We start from the raw sequence: 19,481 nt of genomic DNA, 5'->3' as shown, positions 1-19,481 counted from the left end.
CATAAGGGTGTCCGCGGGTGGGCGGGCCGTGCGGCTCAGGGCGCGCCGCCACAGAGCTTCGCACACCCTTGACGCCGCGGAAAACGCGCGTTCCGACCCCGGCTGGCGGCCAGGGGTGTGGCCTCGGTCCTGCTTTCCGGGCGGGGGTAGTAAATGGCTGCCGTCCAGCGCAGTGGCGAATGAAGTGAGCAGGCGGCGTCCGGGCGATCGGCAACCGCAGCGTCCTGGTCATCAGCGGCGACAACCTCATCATCACCGAAACCAAAATCGACCCAACCGTCGAGAGGCGTACTCCTGTGATTGCTCTTGGCTATTCCGGGGCCTGTCGGCGCCAACCGTCCTGCTCCTTGGGCGCGGGCGAGGCGTTCCTGTACCCGCTTGTTCTCTTTAGTAAGTTGTCGAATGCGCTGATGGGCGAGTTTAGGTCGTCTGTGCAGGGAGGGGACGATGCACTGGTTGGATGACCTGCTGGGGGAGGCTCTTGCTGTCTGCTTCTGCTGCTGGAGGCGGTCCAATAGATCCGGTTGGCTGTAGAACCAGGACCGCGACACGCACTCCAGATAACGGGAGTGGACGTGAGGTGGCGGCCTCGTTCCCGGTCGTCAGCTACACCATAGAGGACACCCGCACCACGGCTGCAGGAAACATATATTCGAACAGACACGCCAGCAAGAAGCGGCCTTCTGAGCCGCCCGCTGTTCATTGTGGGGGAGGGGTACGACAAAGAACGGGTTGCACGCCGATGGGGACAGGGCGTTTCCAACCAACGTCGCATCACTGTGCCTTGCACCGTAACAACGCTCTCGGAGATAGAACGTATGTTCATGGCCGATATGTCTAGCTCTGTACGTCGAATGCAGCAGCAGCCCAAATCTGTGTCTGGGCGGGGGCTTCGTGGTACGGGTGTGGCCGGGTCCGGTGTACATGGGTGATGCGTCCGGACCCCGCAGTTCTGAAGATTCGGATCGCGGCTTCCGTCGCCTCAGGACGTTGTCAGTCTCGGTCGGAGACATGGGGAAAAAACGTGGGGAACCTTGGAAAGAAACCCCGCTGCCTGTACCGCGTCCCCGGCGGGTCCAAGACGAGATGCAGAGTTACTCCAAGCTCGGGGAGAGATAAATCGGAGCGGGGCCGACGTCACGGTCGGCCTTGAGGCTTCCCTTCCCGACTGTGCAGCACCTACTACAAGCGGGGGCGCATTGGGTTCACGGTAGCTTTGCCTGGTCATCTGGGACGATCAGGATATCCGGGATTTGGTCGCGCTTATTCTGGCGCGGATAGGTTTTGATGTTCTCGCTGTCCGCAACGGCGTCGAAGGGGGCGCCGCCGCCTGGGAACACCATCCTGTCCTGATAACGGCGGATCTGAACCTGCCGGACCTTGACGGCCAGGACGTGGCCCGGCATATCCGGGCACGGTCTGACGCGCCGATGCTCTTTATTACCGCCCGGGCAGACGTCGACGATGAAATGGTCCGCATGGCCTCGGGAGCCGCGGCGTACCTGACCAAACCCTTCCGCACCTGGCACCTGGCACCTGGCAGCTGACCGATGCCGTGAATGCGCTCTGCCCGACAGATTCCCTGACGGTGCAAGGCCACGGCGCAGCCAGGTTTTCGAGGGAACGACCGGCACTCTGTCTGCCGCCTCAAGCCGGAGGGCGCTAGAAGGAGGTTCAGGTTGGCTCCGCCGGGTCTGACGGGCCAGTAACATTGTTCGCCGTGGACTGGGGTCTATACCGGATCGCTCCCTTGGTCCACAATAGCGACGCGTGCAGTATCAGTAACGAATTTGTAACATCATGCTTTTCTTGCTTACATAGTGGTATCCCATACGTGCACCTTGCTATGGGTGTACCCGCTTCGCCAAACCCCGCCGGCGGTACATGAACTCTTATCTTTAGGCGGGGGCGGAAAACCCACGAATGACGTCTTTGGGCGTCTTGGGGTGAAGCCTGGCCCTTGTATCTGCATGCCGTGAGGCGCGCGTCAGGGGAGGCCGGACAGTCCACTCGTCCGAATCCGACAGCTAATTTCGCCGGCGTCGAGAGGACTTGCGCTTTGCCTTCCCACGACAAGCACGGCCTACGCCGTGCCATTTTCTCACGCACATCCGGCAAGGGCCGCCGCCGGGCAGTCTCATCCCCAGTGCCAAAGCTGCGGGGCCGCGGCCAAAAGCTGGCTGTTGCGGCGGCGGTGACCGGAATGATTGGCATGACCGTGCTCTCCGCGGCTCATGCCGACCCAACAGGGATTTCGGCGGTGCGGGAAATTCCCGCCGAGGCAGTGGCCGCTCCGGTCGCACAGCCGTCCCTGGCCGCGGATGCAGGATCGTCGCTGGTTTTTGACCGGCCCCAGGTCAAATCCTCCCCGGCGCGGGAAGCGGCACCCAAACCGCGGAAACCGGCACCGAAAGCGGCAGCCAAACCGGCACGGAAACCGGCATCGAAATCCGCCCGGGTTTCCGCGCCTTCGCCAGGTCTGCGGGCACCGCTCGCCTCGGTGAACGTGAGTTCCCCATTTGGGCTTCGCGGCAATCCCCTGACCGGGGCAGCCGGCGAAATGCATACGGGGCTTGACCTCGCCGGGGCGTGCAATACGCCCGTTCTGGCTGCAGCTGCGGGAAAAGTAACGGAGGCAGGCTGGAGCCCGTACGGCGGCGGAAACCGGATTGTAGTTGACCACGGAAACGGCCTGAAGACCACATACAACCACCTGGCCAGCATCGGCGTTTCAAAGGGGCAAACCCTGGGCAAAGGTAGCCGAATAGCCGCTGTCGGAACGACCGGTAACTCCACCGGCTGCCATCTTCACTTTGAAGTCATGGTCAAGGACCGGACCGTCAACCCCGCAGCCTACCTCTAGGGCAATGACACTAGGACCTGTCAGCATGTGCTTGGTCTCCTTAGTTTGAGCAACGGGTACGGGTCCGAGGCATTCCCTGTCGCAAGCAGATGAGACAGAACGTGCTGCAGAGCGGACAGACCGGTATATCCCAGCCGCTTTCGGCTCGTTTTAGAACGCCGATAACCGTGATTCCCTAAAGCTGGAGTGGTTGCTGCTGTGTCAGCGGGCCTGCATACAATGCGGCACGATGCCGGATCACCAAACGCTTCGAAATCGATCAAGCCAAGCGTCCGCCCAAGCCTCCATGCTGAATCGGCAGCGGGGACGGCCACATTCACCCCGGACCCGTTGCTTGCCGGCGAGAATAGGGCAGGCCGGTACAGCTGGTGAGCTAATCGACGAGGGTTCCCCAAATTAGGAGCGCCCCGGATGCAGCCATCAGAGTGGTAACAACCCACGCGGACGCCCGGTGAAACGAGCGGGACGAATGTATTGCACTCTGGGCGAAATGCCACATCACTATGATCAGACCGGCCGCAAAGCATAGGAGCGCCCCGCCTAAGATCGCTGCGTATTGAGGGGTGCTGTTCCGGCTGCCCAAAACGTACCCGACAACAAGAGACGTAAGACCGGCAGCCAGGCACCTATTTAGAGGCGCACTGCTGCTGTGACTGTTTCCAGGGCCCTCCTGGCCGGGTGTCATCTTGTGATCCTAACGTTGGTGATCCTCGGGAAGATTGCGTCTTGGCATCTTTGTTGGAGATCTGGTGGCCGCAGCCCGGCCGCCCGGTAGGGGCATGAGCAGACGCCCCTGATCCCGCTTGCGGGGGCATCAGAAAGCGCGGGCGGGAGCGGAACATCCCCGCGCGGGCTAGTGCTCGTGGGTATCTTGTGGGTATTCGGTGGTGTTCAGGAGGCTGAGTCGGGAGGTGAAGGGCAGGATGACGGGTTCGGCGGCGGTGTCGCCCCAGCCGAACATCCGCCGCGTCAGGCCAGTTTGGCCTGACGGAGGTACTGATACACCGGTTTACGGCTGATGCCGTAGTCGGTGGCGAGGACGGATTTCGGGACGCCGCTGGCCGCCCGCTGGACCAGCTCGGCCGCCCAGCTCTTTCAGGTCGGTGATGGTCCGCGAGGTCCGCTCCGGCAGGCCGGTCTCCTTCAGGATCCGGTCCCTTCTTCCGCTGGCAGCGCCGCCAGCAGGACCTTCCCGCTCGAGGTGGCATGAAGCAGCGTCCCGGGGGGCCTGATAAGTCGTCCCCAGCGTCGCGGGAATCGGGGCGCCTACTACCATCTGGGCTAGAAAGCCCCGGCTCTCGCCGCTTGAGCGCAGCAAATACAAACGTGGCCACAGCCCTCTTTCCGTGACGCGAGGGCGAGGGCTTCCCCTCCTGCCACGGGAGGGGAAGCTCAACTTAGCCGTTCCTGGTCCCTTGGAGCCGGCGCTGCTTGAGGCGTTCCAGCAGATTGTGCTCAGCATCTTCGCCAGGAGCGATTCCGGTCGGGATTCGGAAGAAGAGGACCAATCCGAGGACCCACCAGAGGCCGAAGAGAATCCATGGCGGCGGGGTGAGGGATGCCGGCATGCCTGGCAGATAAAGGCTGAGGAGCCCAATGCAAAGGACAACGGCCAGGACGCCGATTATGATGCCGCCGTTGCCCTTGCCGCCTACGCGGAGCGGCCTGTCCATCCGGGGTTCGCGGCGACGCAGGATGACGAACACCACTGATACAAGAATGTACGCGATGACAATGCTCGGCGCGCCGGAGTCCACGAGCCAGCCAAGCATCGATACACCGAAGAACGGTGCGAGAAAGGACAGTGCACCGACGAATAGCAGGGCGTTGACTGGGGTCCTGTACTTGGGGTGCAGCTTAGCGAACCATGCCGGCAACATGCCGGAGCGGGCCATCGAGAACATCAGGCGTGAGGCGCCGAGAAGCAGCGAGTTCCACGAGGTCAGGATGCCGGCAATCCCACCGGCGATCAGGATCTTGGCCATCACGTCGCTGCCGAACAGTGCCCCCATGGCATCGGCAGTCGCTATGTCGGCCTGGGCAATTTCACCGGCAGGCATTGCGGAAGAAGTGGTCAGGACGGTCATGGTGTACCAGACCGTGGCTAGCAGGACGGCAACGACCACCAGCTTTCCTATCTGCCGCGCCGGGATGTTCACTTCTTCCGCAGACTGGGGAATAACGTCAAAGCCGACGAACAGAAACGGAACTACTACGAGGACGGCAAAGTAGCCGTTCATGCCGCCGGTGAAGAACGGCTGCATATTCGTTACCGAGCCGCCGGTAAAGGAGCCGAACACGAGCACCAAACCAATAACCAGGAGGAAAACCACCACAAACGTCTGGGCCACTCCGGCCAGCTTAACTCCAAGAATGTTGATTCCCGTGATCACCACCGCGGCAACAGCCCCCACCAGTGCCCATGTCAGGTGCACCTGGTAGCCGGCCACTTCCCACAGAGGAATCTGGCTCAGGTCAGGGAAGAGGTACTGTGCAGTGCGCGGCAACGCAACAGCCTCAAAGGCAACAATCGTTATGTAGCCTCCGGTAATGGCCCAGGACCCGATAAATGACCATCGAGGACCCATACCGCGGAGCAGGAAGTTATGCTCACCGCCGGCCTTAGGCATGGCTGCCGTTAATTCGGCGTACGTCAATCCCACCACGCCCATAATCACACCGCCGGTAATCATGGCGAGAACGGCCCCCATAGTGCCGGCAGAAGCTATCCAGCCGCCGGTGAGGACCACCCAACCAAAACCGATCATGGCACCAAAGCCAAGCGCCAAGGCGTCCCAGTTGCCCAGGACCTTTAGAAGAGAAGTGTCCTGCGGTTGCGCAGGTTGAGAGACTTTCATTTATCCTCGCTCATCGTTGCTGCTGCTGGGATCGAATTTCGGGATCAAACGCCGTCACTACGGGCCACGTTGCAAGCGGACCGGGCCCTGCATGAGGCAGGGCTTGGCCGGAGTTCTTAGGTGGCTGAGCGTCCTCATGCCGGGGCGCCGCGTTCGGAAAGTGTGACCTGAACCATATGTGAAGTGTGCCACGTCCTGTTCCAACCTAAAGCTAGCCCCAGAATTTAGCACCCCTACGATGAGGTGAGAGCGCAGCAAGTGCCCAACCCCCGTTCATTCGATCCGTAGCTAGACACGGCTGACGGCGGCAGGCGTTCCTACGCCAACGGCCAGACCACAAACGCGCATGTGCACCGGCCGCTGGACGTATTGAATGCCCCCACTTTTGGCCGATGCACCGATAACCAACTTTCGTCAACCAGTCCTCTGCGCCACCGAAATCGATACGCTTGCGACCACTCAACCGAAGGCTGCCCAATACCTCCTTTTGCTGCAGGGAGGCTAAGCTACCGCTCGCGAGTTGAGGCTGGGGGAGTATTGCATTAAATGGTAAAGTCTTGGCCGGCCTCGCTGCCGGAGTGCCACTTGGAGCACTTGCAGGTTTACTCCTGGGGCGAATTACCAGGGGTGCGGCATGGTGGCGAATAGAAGGATGGCCGACCGCGGAGGAGTGGCAAGCCTTCGGAGCCATCGCAGCTGTGATTGTCGCGGTGCCAGCTGTCCTCTATGGGCACCCACTGAAGGGATGGTCTGCAGCAGACCGAAGAGCTCTGCTCGTGGAATCGCCAGGAGAATCAACAACAACAAGAATCTTTGAGGAGTGCTGCACGTTTCCTCGACGGCACTAGGCAGGCCACCAAAGGAAGGACTCACTTCGCCTCCCGGAAACCCACGAGCCCAGCTGCCATTGCTGAGGGTCCAGCACTCGGGTTATGGCCCCGATGCGCTTACGAGGGGACCGGCACTTGCTGGTGTTTTGTGCGCCACGGCGGCCACTTCAACCTGTACCCCGGCGTCCCGGAACTTCTGCACCTGCTCGGGGTCGACGCCGTCATCGGTGACCAGCGTCCAGGGCAAAGCCAAACGCGCCCAGGCGTGGAATGGCCGGACGCCGAGCTTGGACGAGTGCGCCAAGACGTAAACGTTGTTGCCGCGCCGGGCCATGAGTTCTTTGAGGCGGGTTTGGGCGTGGTCGGCTTCGCAGATGCCGTCTTCGGCGGTGACGGCGTCGGCGCCGAGGAAGACGCGGTCGAAGCTCATTCGCTCCAGCATTGCCTCGGCCAGAGGCCCGACGAAGCTTTGGCTCAGGCTGCGCAGCCGGCCGCCCAGACAGTCCACTTCGATGCCTTCCGAGTCGGCGAGTTCCTGCATGGTGTTGATGCCTGGCGTGGTGACGGACAGCCTTTCGAACCCGCGCAGTTCGTGGGCCAGGGCACCCACGGTGGAGCCGGCGTCGAGCAGGATGTTCTCGCCGGGCACGATCACGGACGCCGTCCACCGGGCGATTGCGTGCTTCTGCTCGAACGCCTCGCCGGTGCGTTGCCGCAGCGACGCCTCCGGGTGTGCACCCAGGGCCATGGCCCCGCCGTAGGTTCGGGCCAGCCGGCCCTGCCCGTTCAGGAGCGCCAGGTCCCGGCGGATGGTGGAGGCCGTCACTTCGAACCGGGCGGAGAGTTCCTCCACGGAGGCCAGGCCGGTGGTCACGGCAAGGTGGTAGATCTCCTCGCGCCGCGCGTTTGCGCTCAGCATTCCCGGTCTCCTTCCCGTGGCAGTGGTAACCATGCTAGTTCCGACCCCCAAGAAACCCTCGCTGCTACACGGCTACGGCAGGCCGGGTGGCCATCTCCGCGGCCTGGTGCAGGGCCTCCACCATGGACCGCGAATCTGCGATCGCCTTGCCGGCGATGTCGAAGGCGGTGCCGTGGTCCACGGACGTGCGGATCACGGGCAGGCCCACTGTGATGTTCACGCCGGCCTCGATGCCCAGCACCTTCACCGGGCCGTGCCCCTGGTCGTGGTACATAGCCACCACCAGGTCGTAATCGCCCCGGCCGGCCAGGAAGAACAGCGTGTCCGCCGGCAGCGGGCCCACCGCATTGATCCCGTCCGCCTGAGCGGCCTTCACACCGGGTTCGATCTTCTCCGCTTCCTCGCCCTGGCCGAACAGGCCGTTTTCCCCGGCGTGCGGGTTGATGGCGCAGACACCGATCTTCGGGTTCGGGATACCTGCACGGATCAGCGCCTCGTGGCCGCGGCGGATGGTGCGCTCCACCAGGTCCGGGTTGATCTTGCGGATGGCGTCCACCAGCCCGATGTGCGTGGTCACGTGGATCACCCGGATCTTAGGGGTGGAGAGCATCATGGACACTTCCTCCGTGCCCGTCAGGTGCGCCAGCAGCTCGGTGTGCCCGGGGAAGATGTGCCCGGCGGCGTGCAGCGCCTCCTTGTTCAGCGGCGCGGTGCAGATGGCCTGCACCTTCCCGGCCATCGCCAGTTCACTGGCCACCCGGATGTATTCGTACGCGGCATGCCCGGCCACGGGGGAGAGCTGCCCCCACGCCAGGTCCTCCGGCAGCAGCGCCAGGTCAATCACGTTCACCCGGCCCGGCGTGAACACCGCGTCCTCCACGTTTTTGATGCTCTGGATGTCAGCCTCGATGCCCAGGACGTCCGCGGCCTGGCGCAGGCGCAGCGCGTCGCCGATCACCACGGGCCGGCACTCGGCATTGCTCTGCGGATCCAGCACGGCGGCCACCACCACCTCCGGCCCCACCCCGGCGCCATCGCCCATGGTGACGGCCACGTAGGGGAGGGCGGCCTGCTCGGTCTTGGTCACTGCGTCGGTTGTCATGTCTGCTCCAGATCGTTCGGAAGGCTTGCTGGGAAGGGTGTAGGTGGGAGCCTGCGCGGACTGTCCGCGGCGCTCCCGGATTTCGTCGTAAAGCTGTAGGAGGGCCAAGTCGTCGCCGAAGCTGCCGGGCTTGGTGCCCACCAGGGTTCCGTCGTCGGCGCGGCTTAGCACCGCCCCGTGCTGCACGGCCGCTAGCGGCACTAGCCGTTGGAGACCGACGGCGTCCAGGACTTCCCGGGCCGTCTCACCACCGGTGAGGATAAGGTCTGCTTTCAGCCCCGTTGCTGCCTTGGCGGCGAATTGGGATAGCGCTCGGACGATGCTGCTGGCCCTTGCGGGGTCAACCTTGCTTTCGGCCAGGGTGACGGCCACGTGGGTTCCCGCAGCCAGGGCCACCCTTGCTTCCTGCAGTTGTGGTCCATACGCACCAGTGGCGCCGGCGTACTGCGGGTGAAGCTTGATGACTTCGAAGCCGTGGGCCGCGAGCTGGTTCAGCTGCGCCTGCGCAGTTTTGGAAGCGGAGCCGACGACGGCGAGCACCGGCCTGGCGGCTCCCTGCAGTTCCGAGGTGGTCGGGTTAGCCCGTGTCATACTTTGCGCATTCCGCGCAACTTGTGCAGCCAGGCGCTGCCCTGCAAGTCGTTGAGCCAGCACGTCCGCCGTCCCGCCGGTGCCAACCAGCACGATGCGGCGGGTGCCGGCAGTGAAGCCGAGCTCCAGCAGGGCGTCCACCACGTGCTCCAGGTCCTGGACCGTTTCGCCGTCGGCCACGATCAGTGTTGGCCGGTCAGAGGCCAGCAGCGCCGCCAACTTCGACGGAAGCGGGCCGGACCGGACCTCGGCCAAATCCAGGGTCTGCACCGAAGCCGGATCCTCCGGGCGCAGCAGCGACGGAACGTCCGCAGGCGGGGCCGAACGTTCGGCCTGCCACAGGTCCGTCTGGGCCAGGGGAGTCCCGGCAATCAGGGGCTGGCCGTCCCGTACGGACCGCTGCAGCTGGGGGAGTGCTCCCGCAACTACAGCGTGAAAACCAAGGCTTGTTAGCGCGGCAACTTCGGCGCGGACATTTCCGCGCCACAGGGAGTCCATCTTCTTGAACATCACCTGCGCGCCCGAAGCTGCAGTACTGGAAAAAGCTTCCTTCGCCAGGGCTTCAGCCGCAGGTTCAGCGAGCCCGCGTGAATGGGTATCGGTGACCACCGCGTCGGTGACAGGCCCGGCGAATGAGGAAACGCCGTCGTGCTTCCCAAGCAGCACCTGTGCGGTCAGGCCGTGCTGTACAAAGCAGTAGCCAACCTCGGCGGCACCGGAGAAGTCGTCGGCCTGCACAAATACGGAAGCCACGTTGGTCCTCTCTTTCGTCTGCGTCGGCCGGAGCACCGCTGAGGTGCGGGATGCTTTCCAACATTCTGACACGATTGCGCGAATCGCGCCAGAGGGGTTGCGTATTTTGCGCAGAAGTGGCAAAGTGATGGACACAACATTCGGCGCTGCCACTCCGGCCGACAGCCGTCCCCGATCTACCGAGAGGTCAACGATGACCGTTCTTCCTCAAGGAAGTGAGATTTCCCGCCGCCGCCTGCTGCAGTTCGGCGCCGCGGCCGGGTTTCTGCTGGGCACCGGCAGCCTCGCAGGCTGCGCCGGCCCTACCGGCCTTCCCGGACCCAGCACCCTGACCCTGGCCCTGAACCGCTCCCTGGTCAGCCTGGACAACAAGCTCAACCAGTTCGACGCCGCCGTCACGGTGCAGCGTGCCGTCCGCCAGGGCCTCACCGCCATCGGCCCCGAAACCAAGCCTGTGCTGGTCCTGGCCGAACGCTTCGAGATGACCGGCCCTACCGAATGGACCGTCCGGTTCCGCGAGGGCATCCGCTACTCGGACGGCAGCCCCGTGACGGTGGAGGACGTTGCCACCGCACTGAAGATGTATCAGCAGGTGCAGGGCTCCTTCGTGGCCGGCTTCTTCCCCGAATTCCCCAAGGTGGTGCCGGTGGATGACCGCACCTTCAAGATGGTGTCCAAGAGGCCCATCCCTATCTTGGACTCGCTCATGAGCATGATCCTGATTACCCCCGCCGCGCAGAACAAGCCGGAGGAACTGCAGGAAGGCGTGGGCACCGGCCCCTACGTGGTCACCAAGTTCAACCGTGGCGCCGGCACCTACAGCCTGGCCCGCAACGAGAACTACTGGGGCCCGGCACCGCAGGTGGACAATGTGGAAGTCCGGTTCCTCCCCGAGGAATCCAGCCGCGTTATCGCCCTGCGCAGCGGCGAGGTGGACGTCATCGACTCCATCACGCCCGACTCCCGCGAACAGCTCGCCGGACTTCCCGGCGTCGAACTCCAGGAGGCGTCCAGCCTCCGCCTGAACCAGATCTTCTTCAACTTTCGCAAGCCCGCCGGCCACCCGCTGGCCAATCCCCGAGTCCGCCAGGCACTCAGCATGGCGATCGACGGCGAGGCACTGGTCCGCGATGTCCTGGTGGACTCCGTCACCCAGGCCGAGGGCGTCACCCCGTCCAGCCTCACCGGTTACAACAAGACAGGCGAATACGTTTACGATCCCGAGAAGGCCAAGGCCACCCTCGCCGAGCTTGGCGTCAAGGACCTCACCCTGAAGATCATCTGGGAGACCGGCGAATTCGCCTCCGACACCTCCGTGATGGAGGCCCTGGTGGAGATGTTCGGCAAGATCGGCGTGAAGGCCGAGCTGCAGCAGTTTGAACCCGGCGGCAATATCCTGGCCTGGCGCCAGGGCAAGCAGGGTGACTGGGACCTGCTGGGCAACGGCTACCCGAGCCCCACCGGCCTGGCCATCACCATGCTGCAGGGCATGTACTCCGGCACCCCCGAAAAGGAAGCCACGCGCGACACCTACCAGGGCTATGTGATCCCCGAGGTCACCGCCAAGATCCAGGCCGCGTCTGCCGAAGCGGACCCGGCCCGCCGCACTGAACTGTTGAATGACGCACAGCAGGCCGTTTGGGACACCTGGCCCTGCGCCTGGGCGTTCGTCCCCAAGTCCGTCCTCGCCCACCGGGAGCGGGTGTCCAACATCAACCTGGCACCCACCAACTCCTACCCCCTCGTTGATGTCCGGCTGGAGGCCTAAGCCATGACGAATTACATCCTCAAGCGCCTGGGACAGGGCCTGCTGACCGTGTTCCTCACGGTGTCCACCGTGTTTATCCTCATCCGCATGGCACCGGGCGATCCGGCAGTCTCCTACGCAGGCCCACTGGCCAGCAACGAACAGCTCGCGAAGGTGCGGGAGCAGTTCGGCCTGGACCGGACCGTGCTGGAGCAGTACTGGATCTTCCTGCAGCAGCTGTTCACCGGCAACCTGGGCCAGTCCTACTCCTTTCAAGCCCCGGCCATGCAGGTGGTGGCCGAACGGATGCCCTACACGCTGACCCTCGCCACCGCCGCGATCCTGCTCACCGCCGTCGTCGCCATCCCGCTGGGCGTGTGGATGTCCCGCCGCCCGGACACCGGCAAGGAATTCGGCGTGAACGTGCTGACCATCGCCGGGCAATCCATGCCCGACTTCTGGACCGGCATCATGCTCCTCACCGGCTTCGCCGTCTTGATCCCGATCTTTCCGGCCTCCGGCTTCGCCACCTGGGGCGGACTGGTCCTCCCGACCATCACCATCGCCATCCTGCAGATCGCCCTGATCTCCCGCATGGTCCGGCGGGAAATGACCGCCAACCTGGCGGCCCCGTTCCTCACCGTGGCCCGCTCCCGCGGCGTCCGCAGCTCGGCGCTCACTTGGCGCTACGCCATGGGCAACTCCGCCATCCCCGTCTTCACCGCCCTCGGCACCCGGTTCGCCGCGATGCTCAACGGTGTGGTGGTCGTCGAGGTGGTGTTCGCCTGGCCCGGCGTCGGCTCCCTGATTGTGCGGGCCCTCGAAACCCGCGACTACCCCCTCATCCAGGCCACGGTCCTCCTCACCGCGCTGCTGGCGGTGGCTGTCCAGCTGCTCATCGACCTCGCCTACCCGCTCCTTGATCCCCGCGTTCGTCTTGGAAAGGCGGCAACAGCATGAGCCTCGACACCGCAACCCCAGCCGCGGCCGGCCAGCCGGCCAGGCAGCCCAGCCCTTCCGCCATCACCAAGGAGGACATCGCCAAGGCAGGAGCCACCCGCCGTCGTAAAGCCGCCAAGTGGAAGCTCATCGTCGGCACCGTCTGCACCCTGCTGGTGATCATCCCGATCATCCTGGCCCAGGTGCTTCCCCTCCCGGACGCGAACTTCCAGGACCTCGGAGCACGGCGCCTGCCGCCGCTCACCGACGGGCACCTGTTCGGCACAGACCAGCTGGGCCGCGACCTCCTCTCCCGGGTGCTGCACGGGGGCCAGGTCTCGCTGACCATCGGCCTGCTGGCGGTGCTGGTCTCCGGCGCCATCGGCATCATCCTCGGCGCGGCCGCCGGCTACTTCGGCGGCTGGGTGGACACCATCGTCTCCCGCGTCCTCGAAGCCCAGATGTCCCTGCCGCTGCTCATGATGCTGCTGCTGGTGGTGGCCCTGTTCGGCCCCTCCATCCCGGTGATCACCTTCGTGATCGCCATCGCCCAATGGCCCGAAGTGGCCCGCCTCACCCGCTCCATGGTGCTGGTGGAACGCGAAAAGCCGTACGTCTCCGCCGCCCGGATCCTGGGCCTGCACAAGATCCAGATCCTCATCCAGCACATCATCCCCAACGTCATCAAGCAGGCAACCTTGGTGGTCCTGCTCCTGCTGGCTCAGGCCGTGCTGCTCGAGTCCGCGCTCAGCTTCCTCGGTGCCGGCCCGCAGCGGCCCTTCGCCACCTGGGGCCGCATCATCTCCGACGGCCAGGACTACATCACCACCTCCTGGTGGATGGTCACCCTGCCCGGCCTGGTGATCGTGCTCATGGTGGTGGGCGTGAACCTGCTGGGCGACGGCCTCCGCGACCGTCCCCGCCGCAAGAAGAAGGGTGCCTGACATGACCGCACAACCTCAGACCTCCGCTCACCGGGAGCAGCCGCTCCTCGAGGTCCGTGACTTCCAGGTGGAACTGATTACCGACGCCGGAATCATCCGCGCCGTTGACTCCGTCAGCTTCAGCATCCACCGGGGCGAGACGGTCACCATCATCGGCGAGTCCGGCTCCGGCAAGTCCACGACGGCGATGGGCATCCTCCGCCTGCTGCCCGAGGACCTGGCGGTGCTGTCCGGCACAGTGCTGATTGACGGTGTCGACGTCACCGCCGATCCCAAAGCGATCGACAAGGTGCGCGGCAAGACCCTGGCGCTGATCCCGCAGGACCCGATGACGGCGCTGAGCCCGGTCCATTCGATCGGCAGCCAGCTCTTCGAGGCCATCCGGATCGCCGGTGCGGCCTCGGCCAAGGACAAGGGCGCGCTGCAGGCCCGGGCCATCCGGCTGCTGGAGCAGGTGCACATCCCCACCCCGGAGAAGCAGCTGAAGAAGTACCCGCACCAGCTCTCCGGCGGCATGCTGCAGCGCGTGCTGATCGCCATTGCCCTGGCCAGCGAGCCGCAGCTGCTGGTTGCGGATGAGCCGACGTCGGCCCTGGACGTCACCGTGCAGGGCGGGATCCTGGACCTGCTGCTGGAACTGCAGGAGCAGCGCGGCATCGGCATCCTGATGATCACGCACGATCTCGGTGTGGCCCGGCTGATCTCGGACCGCATCCACGTGATGAAGGACGGCTCGTTTGTGGAGTCGGGCGAGGTCCAGCAGATCGTGGACCACCCCGCCACCCAGTACACCCGGGACCTTCTGGCTGCCGTGCCCGTCCTGGGCCCGTGGGACGAAACTCCCGCTGCCTCCCCGGGCCGCTCCCACGGTGCGCACGGCCTGCAGCCCGGTGACTCAGCCACCGGTTTAACCGCCACCGATTCCGCCCTGACCCAGACCGGAGCCAGCCATGACTAAGCCGTTCCTCGCCGTCGAAAACCTCGTGGTGGACTACCACGTGCCGGGTGGCACCTTCCGGGCCGTTGACGACGTCTCCTTCTCCGTGGACAAAGGCAAGACGATCGCCGTGGTGGGTGAATCCGGCTGCGGCAAGTCCACGATCGCCAAGGCGCTGATGCGGCTTGTGACGCCCACCAGCGGGCGGATCGAGCTTGATGGCACGGACATCGCGGCCATGAGCGAGTCGAAGCTGCGGCCGATGCGCTCCAGGTTCCAGATGGTGTTCCAGGACCCGTACGGCTCGCTGGACCCGCACATGACCGCGCAGGAGATTGTGGCCGAGCCGCTGAAGCTGCAGGGCGTCCGGTCCAAGGTGGAGCGGCACAAGGCGGCCGCGAAGCTGATCGACCAGGTGGGCCTGCCCGTGCGGTCCCTGGACAAGCACCCGTCCGAGTTCTCCGGCGGCCAGCGCCAGCGCATTGGCATCGCCCGGGCTCTCGCGTCCAAGCCCGAACTGCTGGTCTGCGACGAGGCTACCAGCGCGCTGGACGTGTCCGTGCAGGCGCAGGTCCTGCGGCTGCTGAAGTCCATCCAGGACGAAACCGGCATCACCTACGTGTTCATCTCGCACAACCTTGGCGTGGTGCAGGAAATCAGCGATAGCGTCATGGTGATGCAGCGCGGCAAGCTGGTTGAGCACGGCTCCACCGCCTCAGTCCTGACCAGCCCAAAGGAGGACTACACCCGCAAGCTCCGCCGCGCGGCGCTGGACCCCTCTACCATGACGGGCCTGAAGCCGCGGCACCTGGTCCGCTCCCTGGCCCTGGCCAACTCCTAACTCTCTCACCAACGCAACCACGAGGAATCAACGCATGAGCACTCAGCCCGAAGGCGCCCAGGTGGACGGCCTGAAACTTCCCATTTCCCGGCTGGTCCTGGGAACCATGACCTTCGGCGACACCGCCGACGAAGCCACAGCGGGGCGGATGGTGGAAGAAGCGCTCGACGCCGGCATCACCACCATCGACACCGCCAACGCCTACGTGGGCGGGGTCACCGAGGAGATGCTGGCACGTCTTTTGAAGGGAAAGCGCGACGGCGTCATCCTGGCCTCCAAGGCCGGCATGCCTCATGCGGACCACGGCTCCAACTCGCCGCTCTCGCCCGCCGGGCTGCGGGCCAGCGTGGAGGGGAGCCTGCGGCGGCTGGGTGTGGACAGCATCGACCTGTTCTACCTGCACCAGCCGGACCGGGCCACGCCTTTGGCTGACACTCTGTCCACGGTTGCCGAGCTGGTTGCGGAGGGGAAGATCGGCGCGCTGGGCGTCTCCAACTTCGCCGCCTGGCAGATCGCCGACGTGATCCACACCGCGCGGGAAGTGGGGGCGCCGCGGCCCATCGTCGCGCAGCAGCTCTACAACCTGGTGGCCCGCCGGCTCGAGGAGGAATACCTCGAATTCGCCGCCACCCATAACGTGCACACCATGGTCTACAACCCGCTGGGTGGCGGCCTGCTCACCGGCAAGCACAGCTTCGACGCCAAGCCCACCGAGGGCCGCTACGGCGACTCCAAGCTCGCTGCCATGTACACGCAGCGGTACTGGGACAAGCAGCTGTTCGACGCGATCGGCGAGCTGTCCCGCATCGCATCGGACGCCGGGGTTTCCCTGGCTGAGCTGTCGCTGCGCTGGCTCGCCTACCGGCCCGGGGTGGGGTCCATGCTGCTGGGCGGATCGAAGGTGGAGCAGCTCCGCGCCAACATCGACGCCGTGGCCAACGGGCCCCTGCCGACCGACGTCGTGGAAGCCTGCGACGCCGTTGGCACCTCGTTGCGCGGCCCGATGCCCGCCTACAACCGCTGACCTCTTCCTCGCCCCCTGAACTGACTTTCCCGAACCGATCACCAAGACTGAAGGACTCTGATGACCTCCGAACTGGCCACCGAATTCGCCCGCAAGATCCGCGCCCGTGAGCAGGCGGTGGGCTACTGGGCGGTGCTGGACGCGCCCGTGGCTACCGAACGCATCGGCCGGCTCGGCTACGACTACGTGGCCCTCGACGCGCAGCATGGCCTGCTCGGCTACTCGGGCGTGCTCAACGGGCTGATGGCCATCGATGCCGGACATATCGCCGTCGGCATGGTCCGGGTGGAGGCCAACGACTTCACAGCGATTGGCAAGGCCCTTGATGCGGGGGCCGTGGGCGTCATTGTCCCGCTCATCAACAACGCCGCCGACGCCGCCGCCGCCGTGGCCGCCGCCAAGTACCCGCCCATGGGCGGCCGCTCCTACGGTCCGATGCGCTCGGCCCTGCGGATCGGGCCGAAGCCCGCTGACGCCAACGGCACCACGCTGGTGTTCGCCATGATCGAAACGCCGGAGGGACTGGCCAACGTCAAGGAAATCTGCGCCACCCCAGGCCTGGACGGGATCTACGTCGGACCCTCGGATCTCACCATCGCGGTGGGCGGGGCATTCCCGGGGGACCCTCAGGTGGAAGCCGAATTCAATGCTGCGCTGGAGACCATTGCCGAGGCCGCGGCCTCTGCCGGCATTGCCGCCGGGATCCACACGCCCGCCGGTTCCGTCGCAGCGCAGCGGCTGGCTCAGGGCTACACCTTCGCCACCATCGCTTCCGATCTGACGCACCTGGAACAGATCGCCAAATCCCACCTCGACACCGCTCGCTCGGATGCCGGAACCAAGGAGAGCTAATTTCATGCAGAACACCACCACCGACGCCTACAGCACCATCACCCCGGACGGGGTCATGAAGCGGGCCGACGGCGCCGACTTCGCCTACCTGCCGGCTCCTACCGTCCAGAGCCACGCCGCCAACCTGCTCACCCTGCCCGACGGCCGGCTCGGCTGCGTCTGGTTTGGCGGAACCCAGGAAGGCGTGCCGGACATCTCCATCTGGTTCTCAGCCCTCGAACCCGGCAGCAGCCAGTGGTCCGAACCGCAGCAGCTTTCCAATGACTCCACCCGGTCGGAGCAGAACCCCATCCTGTTCACCGCAGCTGACGGCGCCCTGTGGCTGCTGTACACCGCCCAGAAGGCGGGCAACCAGGACACCGCCGAGGTCCGCCGTCGTATTTCCACGGACAGCGGCCGCACCTGGGGCGAGGTGGAAACACTGTTCCCCGCGAACGAGACCGGTGGTGTGTTTGTCCGCCAGCTGCCCGTGGTGCTGCCGTCCGGCCGCCTGATCGTGCCGATCTTCCGCTGCATCACCGTCCCGGGCGAGAAGTGGGTGGGCAACAGCGACGACAGCGCCGTGATGATCTCCGACGACGCCGGCGCCACCTGGACCGAGCGCGTCCTGCCGGGGAGCCTGGGTTGTGTTCACATGAACATCCAGCCGATGGCAGACGGTTCGCTGCTGGCCCTGTTCCGCAGCCGCTGGGCCGACTCGATCTACGAATCCCGCTCCACCGATGACGGCTCCACCTGGAGCGAGCCCATCCCCACCGAGCTGCCGAACAACAACTCCTCCATCCAGTTCACCGCCCTCGCCGACGGCCGCCTGGCCCTGGTCTACAACCACAGCCGCGCAGGGGAGAACACCGAGCGCAGGCTGTCCCTCTACGATGAAATTGATGACGACGGGCTGGCCGAGGAGCAGGGTCAGCTCGCTGAACCGGTGCCCGGTGCCGCTTCCTCCGACGGTGAGGAGCGCCGCGCGTTCTGGGGGACGCCGCGGTCTCCGATGACCCTGGCCATCTCCGAGGACTCCGGCCGTTCGTGGCCCATCCGCCGGAACCTGGATGTGGGGGATGGGTACTGCCTGTCAAACAATTCCCGCGACGGACTTAACCGTGAGTATTCCTACCCGTCCATCCATCAGGGCCCGGACGGTGCCCTGAACATCGCCTACACATACTTCCGCCAAGCCATCAAGTTCGTCCGCGTTGACCCGCAGTGGGCGTACGAGGGCATTCAGACGCCGGGCGGCCTCGAGGATGCTTCGATCCATGCCTCCTGAGCAGCATGCGGTAGTCACGGGCTGCAGCTCGGGAATCGGCCTGGCCATCACGCGCCGGCTGCTGGACGACGGGTGGGCCGTGACCGGGCTGAGCCGGACCGAAACCTCGCTGGACGGGAAGTTCGAGTGGCTGCGGGCGGACCTCTCGGAGCCGGAGTCTTTGGCTGACGCGGTGGGCGGGTTGCGCCCTGCCGATGCGCTGGTCCACGCCGCCGGGTTCCAGCGGACGGCGTCGCTGGGGGAGCTCGACCCTTCGGCCTTATCCGGGATGTTCGCCGTTCACGTAGCGGCGGCCAGCGTGCTGGCCAACGCCTTGGTCCCGACAATGCCCGACGGCGGAAGGGTAGTTTTGCTGGGCAGCCGCACCTCCACTGGGTCTCCGGGCAAGAGCCACTACGCCGCCACCAAGGCTGCGCTCATGGGGCTCGGCCGGACATGGGCCCAGGAACTTGCGCCGCGCGGGATCACGGTCAACGTGCTTTCCCCAGGCCCGACGGACACCCCCATGCTGAACGACCCCGGCCGGGCCGCTACTCCCGTGCGGATGCCGGCCCTTGGGGCCTTGGTGGACCCGGATGATGTGGCAGCTCTGGCAGCTTTCCTGCTCGGGCCCCACGGCAAGTCCATCACCGGCCAGAACTACGTCATCTGCGGAGGTGCATCGCTCTGAGTCTGCACCGGAGCTGATCTCACCGTGGGCAATCTGTGGATAAATTGCACCGCGTTGGACTTCGCCGGTCAGGAGTTGCCGGAGTGGAGCATGACCACGGCGCTCCGCCACACAGCCAAAATGCCTCCAGCTCCGGCGCAGCGGAACTGCTGCTGGTAGGAGCTACACCGCTGCGGGTTAAGGGCACCAGGTGATGTGGCAGCGTTGGTCAATTGCTCGGAAAAGAGTCACGCCGTGTGTCCGAGGCCAAGGGCGCCAAAGTAGGTCGGTCTCAGGGGCTGGGAACCGCTCGACCTCCAGGAGTCACTGCTGCAGCCCGATGAGCCTGCCTGGTTCATACT

General features: G+C 65.1%; 14 protein-coding genes, 1 pseudogene and 1 riboswitch. Of the genes and pseudogenes, 11 read left to right on the top strand and 4 right to left on the bottom strand.

What is annotated here, in order from left to right; all coding sequences use genetic code 11:
• The first annotated feature begins 1,253 nt into the window (after positions 1–1,253).
• Together M1E01_RS10505 and M1E01_RS10500 are read left to right on the top strand one after the other, a co-directional pair.
• Positions 1,254–1,547 carry a response regulator transcription factor gene (locus M1E01_RS10505; protein WP_457971555.1) on the top strand — a complete coding sequence of 98 codons (294 nt, stop codon included), beginning with the start codon at positions 1,254–1,256 and terminating at the stop codon, positions 1,545–1,547.
• Between the two features lie 332 nt (positions 1,548–1,879).
• Positions 1,880–2,054: riboswitch (cyclic di-AMP (ydaO/yuaA leader) on the top strand.
• Positions 2,055–2,146: 92 nt separating this feature from the next.
• Positions 2,147–2,863, top strand: coding sequence for a M23 family metallopeptidase (locus tag M1E01_RS10500; protein WP_457971554.1), 717 nt, complete (start codon positions 2,147–2,149; stop codon positions 2,861–2,863).
• A 969-nt stretch (positions 2,864–3,832) separates the two neighbouring features.
• Here the strand turns inward: M1E01_RS10500 and M1E01_RS10495 are convergent.
• The 4 genes and pseudogenes from M1E01_RS10495 to pdxA all read right to left on the bottom strand — a co-directional run.
• Positions 3,833–3,949: pseudogene (locus tag M1E01_RS10495) on the bottom strand (recombinase family protein); the annotation flags it as partial.
• A gap of 311 nt (positions 3,950–4,260) precedes the next feature.
• Positions 4,261–5,721: an APC family permease gene (locus M1E01_RS10490; protein ID WP_457971553.1), complete on the bottom strand. Its 1,461-nt coding sequence runs from the start codon at positions 5,719–5,721 to the stop codon at positions 4,261–4,263.
• 930 nt (positions 5,722–6,651) lie between these two features.
• Positions 6,652–7,470: a DeoR/GlpR family DNA-binding transcription regulator gene (locus tag M1E01_RS10485; RefSeq protein ID WP_457971552.1), complete on the bottom strand. Its 819-nt coding sequence runs from the start codon at positions 7,468–7,470 to the stop codon at positions 6,652–6,654.
• Positions 7,471–7,534: 64 nt separating this feature from the next.
• The gene (gene pdxA / locus M1E01_RS10480) at positions 7,535–9,916 is read right to left on the bottom strand and encodes a 4-hydroxythreonine-4-phosphate dehydrogenase PdxA (RefSeq protein WP_457971551.1); all 2,382 of its coding nucleotides are present in this window, start codon (positions 9,914–9,916) and stop codon (positions 7,535–7,537) included.
• Positions 9,917–10,109: 193 nt separating this feature from the next.
• Here pdxA and M1E01_RS10475 point away from each other — a divergent pair, with 193 nt between their 5' ends.
• From M1E01_RS10475 to M1E01_RS10435, 9 genes are read left to right on the top strand one after another with little or no spacing between them, the layout of a single operon-like run.
• Positions 10,110–11,684, top strand: a complete 1,575-nt coding sequence (locus M1E01_RS10475; protein ID WP_457971550.1) for an ABC transporter substrate-binding protein — start codon at positions 10,110–10,112, stop codon at positions 11,682–11,684.
• Positions 11,685–11,687: 3 nt separating this feature from the next.
• On the top strand, positions 11,688–12,623 hold the full coding sequence (locus M1E01_RS10470; protein WP_457971549.1) for an ABC transporter permease: 936 nt from the start codon (positions 11,688–11,690) through the stop codon (positions 12,621–12,623).
• Positions 12,620–13,546 carry an ABC transporter permease gene (locus M1E01_RS10465; RefSeq protein ID WP_457971548.1) on the top strand — a complete coding sequence of 309 codons (927 nt, stop codon included), beginning with the start codon at positions 12,620–12,622 and terminating at the stop codon, positions 13,544–13,546. The genes M1E01_RS10470 and M1E01_RS10465 overlap by 4 nt, the downstream gene beginning before the upstream one ends.
• A 1-nt stretch (position 13,547) precedes the next feature.
• Positions 13,548–14,504, top strand: coding sequence for an ABC transporter ATP-binding protein (locus M1E01_RS10460; protein ID WP_457971547.1), 957 nt, complete (start codon positions 13,548–13,550; stop codon positions 14,502–14,504).
• Positions 14,497–15,324 carry an ATP-binding cassette domain-containing protein gene (locus M1E01_RS10455; RefSeq protein ID WP_457971546.1) on the top strand — a complete coding sequence of 276 codons (828 nt, stop codon included), beginning with the start codon at positions 14,497–14,499 and terminating at the stop codon, positions 15,322–15,324. Before M1E01_RS10460 ends, M1E01_RS10455 begins: the two co-directional genes overlap by 8 nt.
• A gap of 34 nt (positions 15,325–15,358) precedes the next feature.
• Positions 15,359–16,348, top strand: a complete 990-nt coding sequence (locus M1E01_RS10450) for an aldo/keto reductase (protein ID WP_457971545.1) — start codon at positions 15,359–15,361, stop codon at positions 16,346–16,348.
• Between the two features lie 60 nt (positions 16,349–16,408).
• Positions 16,409–17,200, top strand: coding sequence for an HpcH/HpaI aldolase family protein (locus M1E01_RS10445; protein ID WP_457971544.1), 792 nt, complete (start codon positions 16,409–16,411; stop codon positions 17,198–17,200).
• 4 nt (positions 17,201–17,204) lie between these two features.
• Positions 17,205–18,470, top strand: coding sequence for a sialidase family protein (locus tag M1E01_RS10440; RefSeq protein WP_457971543.1), 1,266 nt, complete (start codon positions 17,205–17,207; stop codon positions 18,468–18,470).
• Complete coding sequence (locus M1E01_RS10435) at positions 18,460–19,140, top strand: SDR family NAD(P)-dependent oxidoreductase (protein ID WP_457971542.1); 681 nt, start codon at positions 18,460–18,462, stop codon at positions 19,138–19,140. Before M1E01_RS10440 ends, M1E01_RS10435 begins: the two co-directional genes overlap by 11 nt.
• Positions 19,141–19,481: the final 341 nt, after the last annotated feature.

It is taken from the genome of Arthrobacter sp. D1-17, from assembly GCF_054130535.1.
Note: the sequence above shows the minus strand (reverse complement) of the source record. Positions and strands in the feature narration are given on the sequence as shown.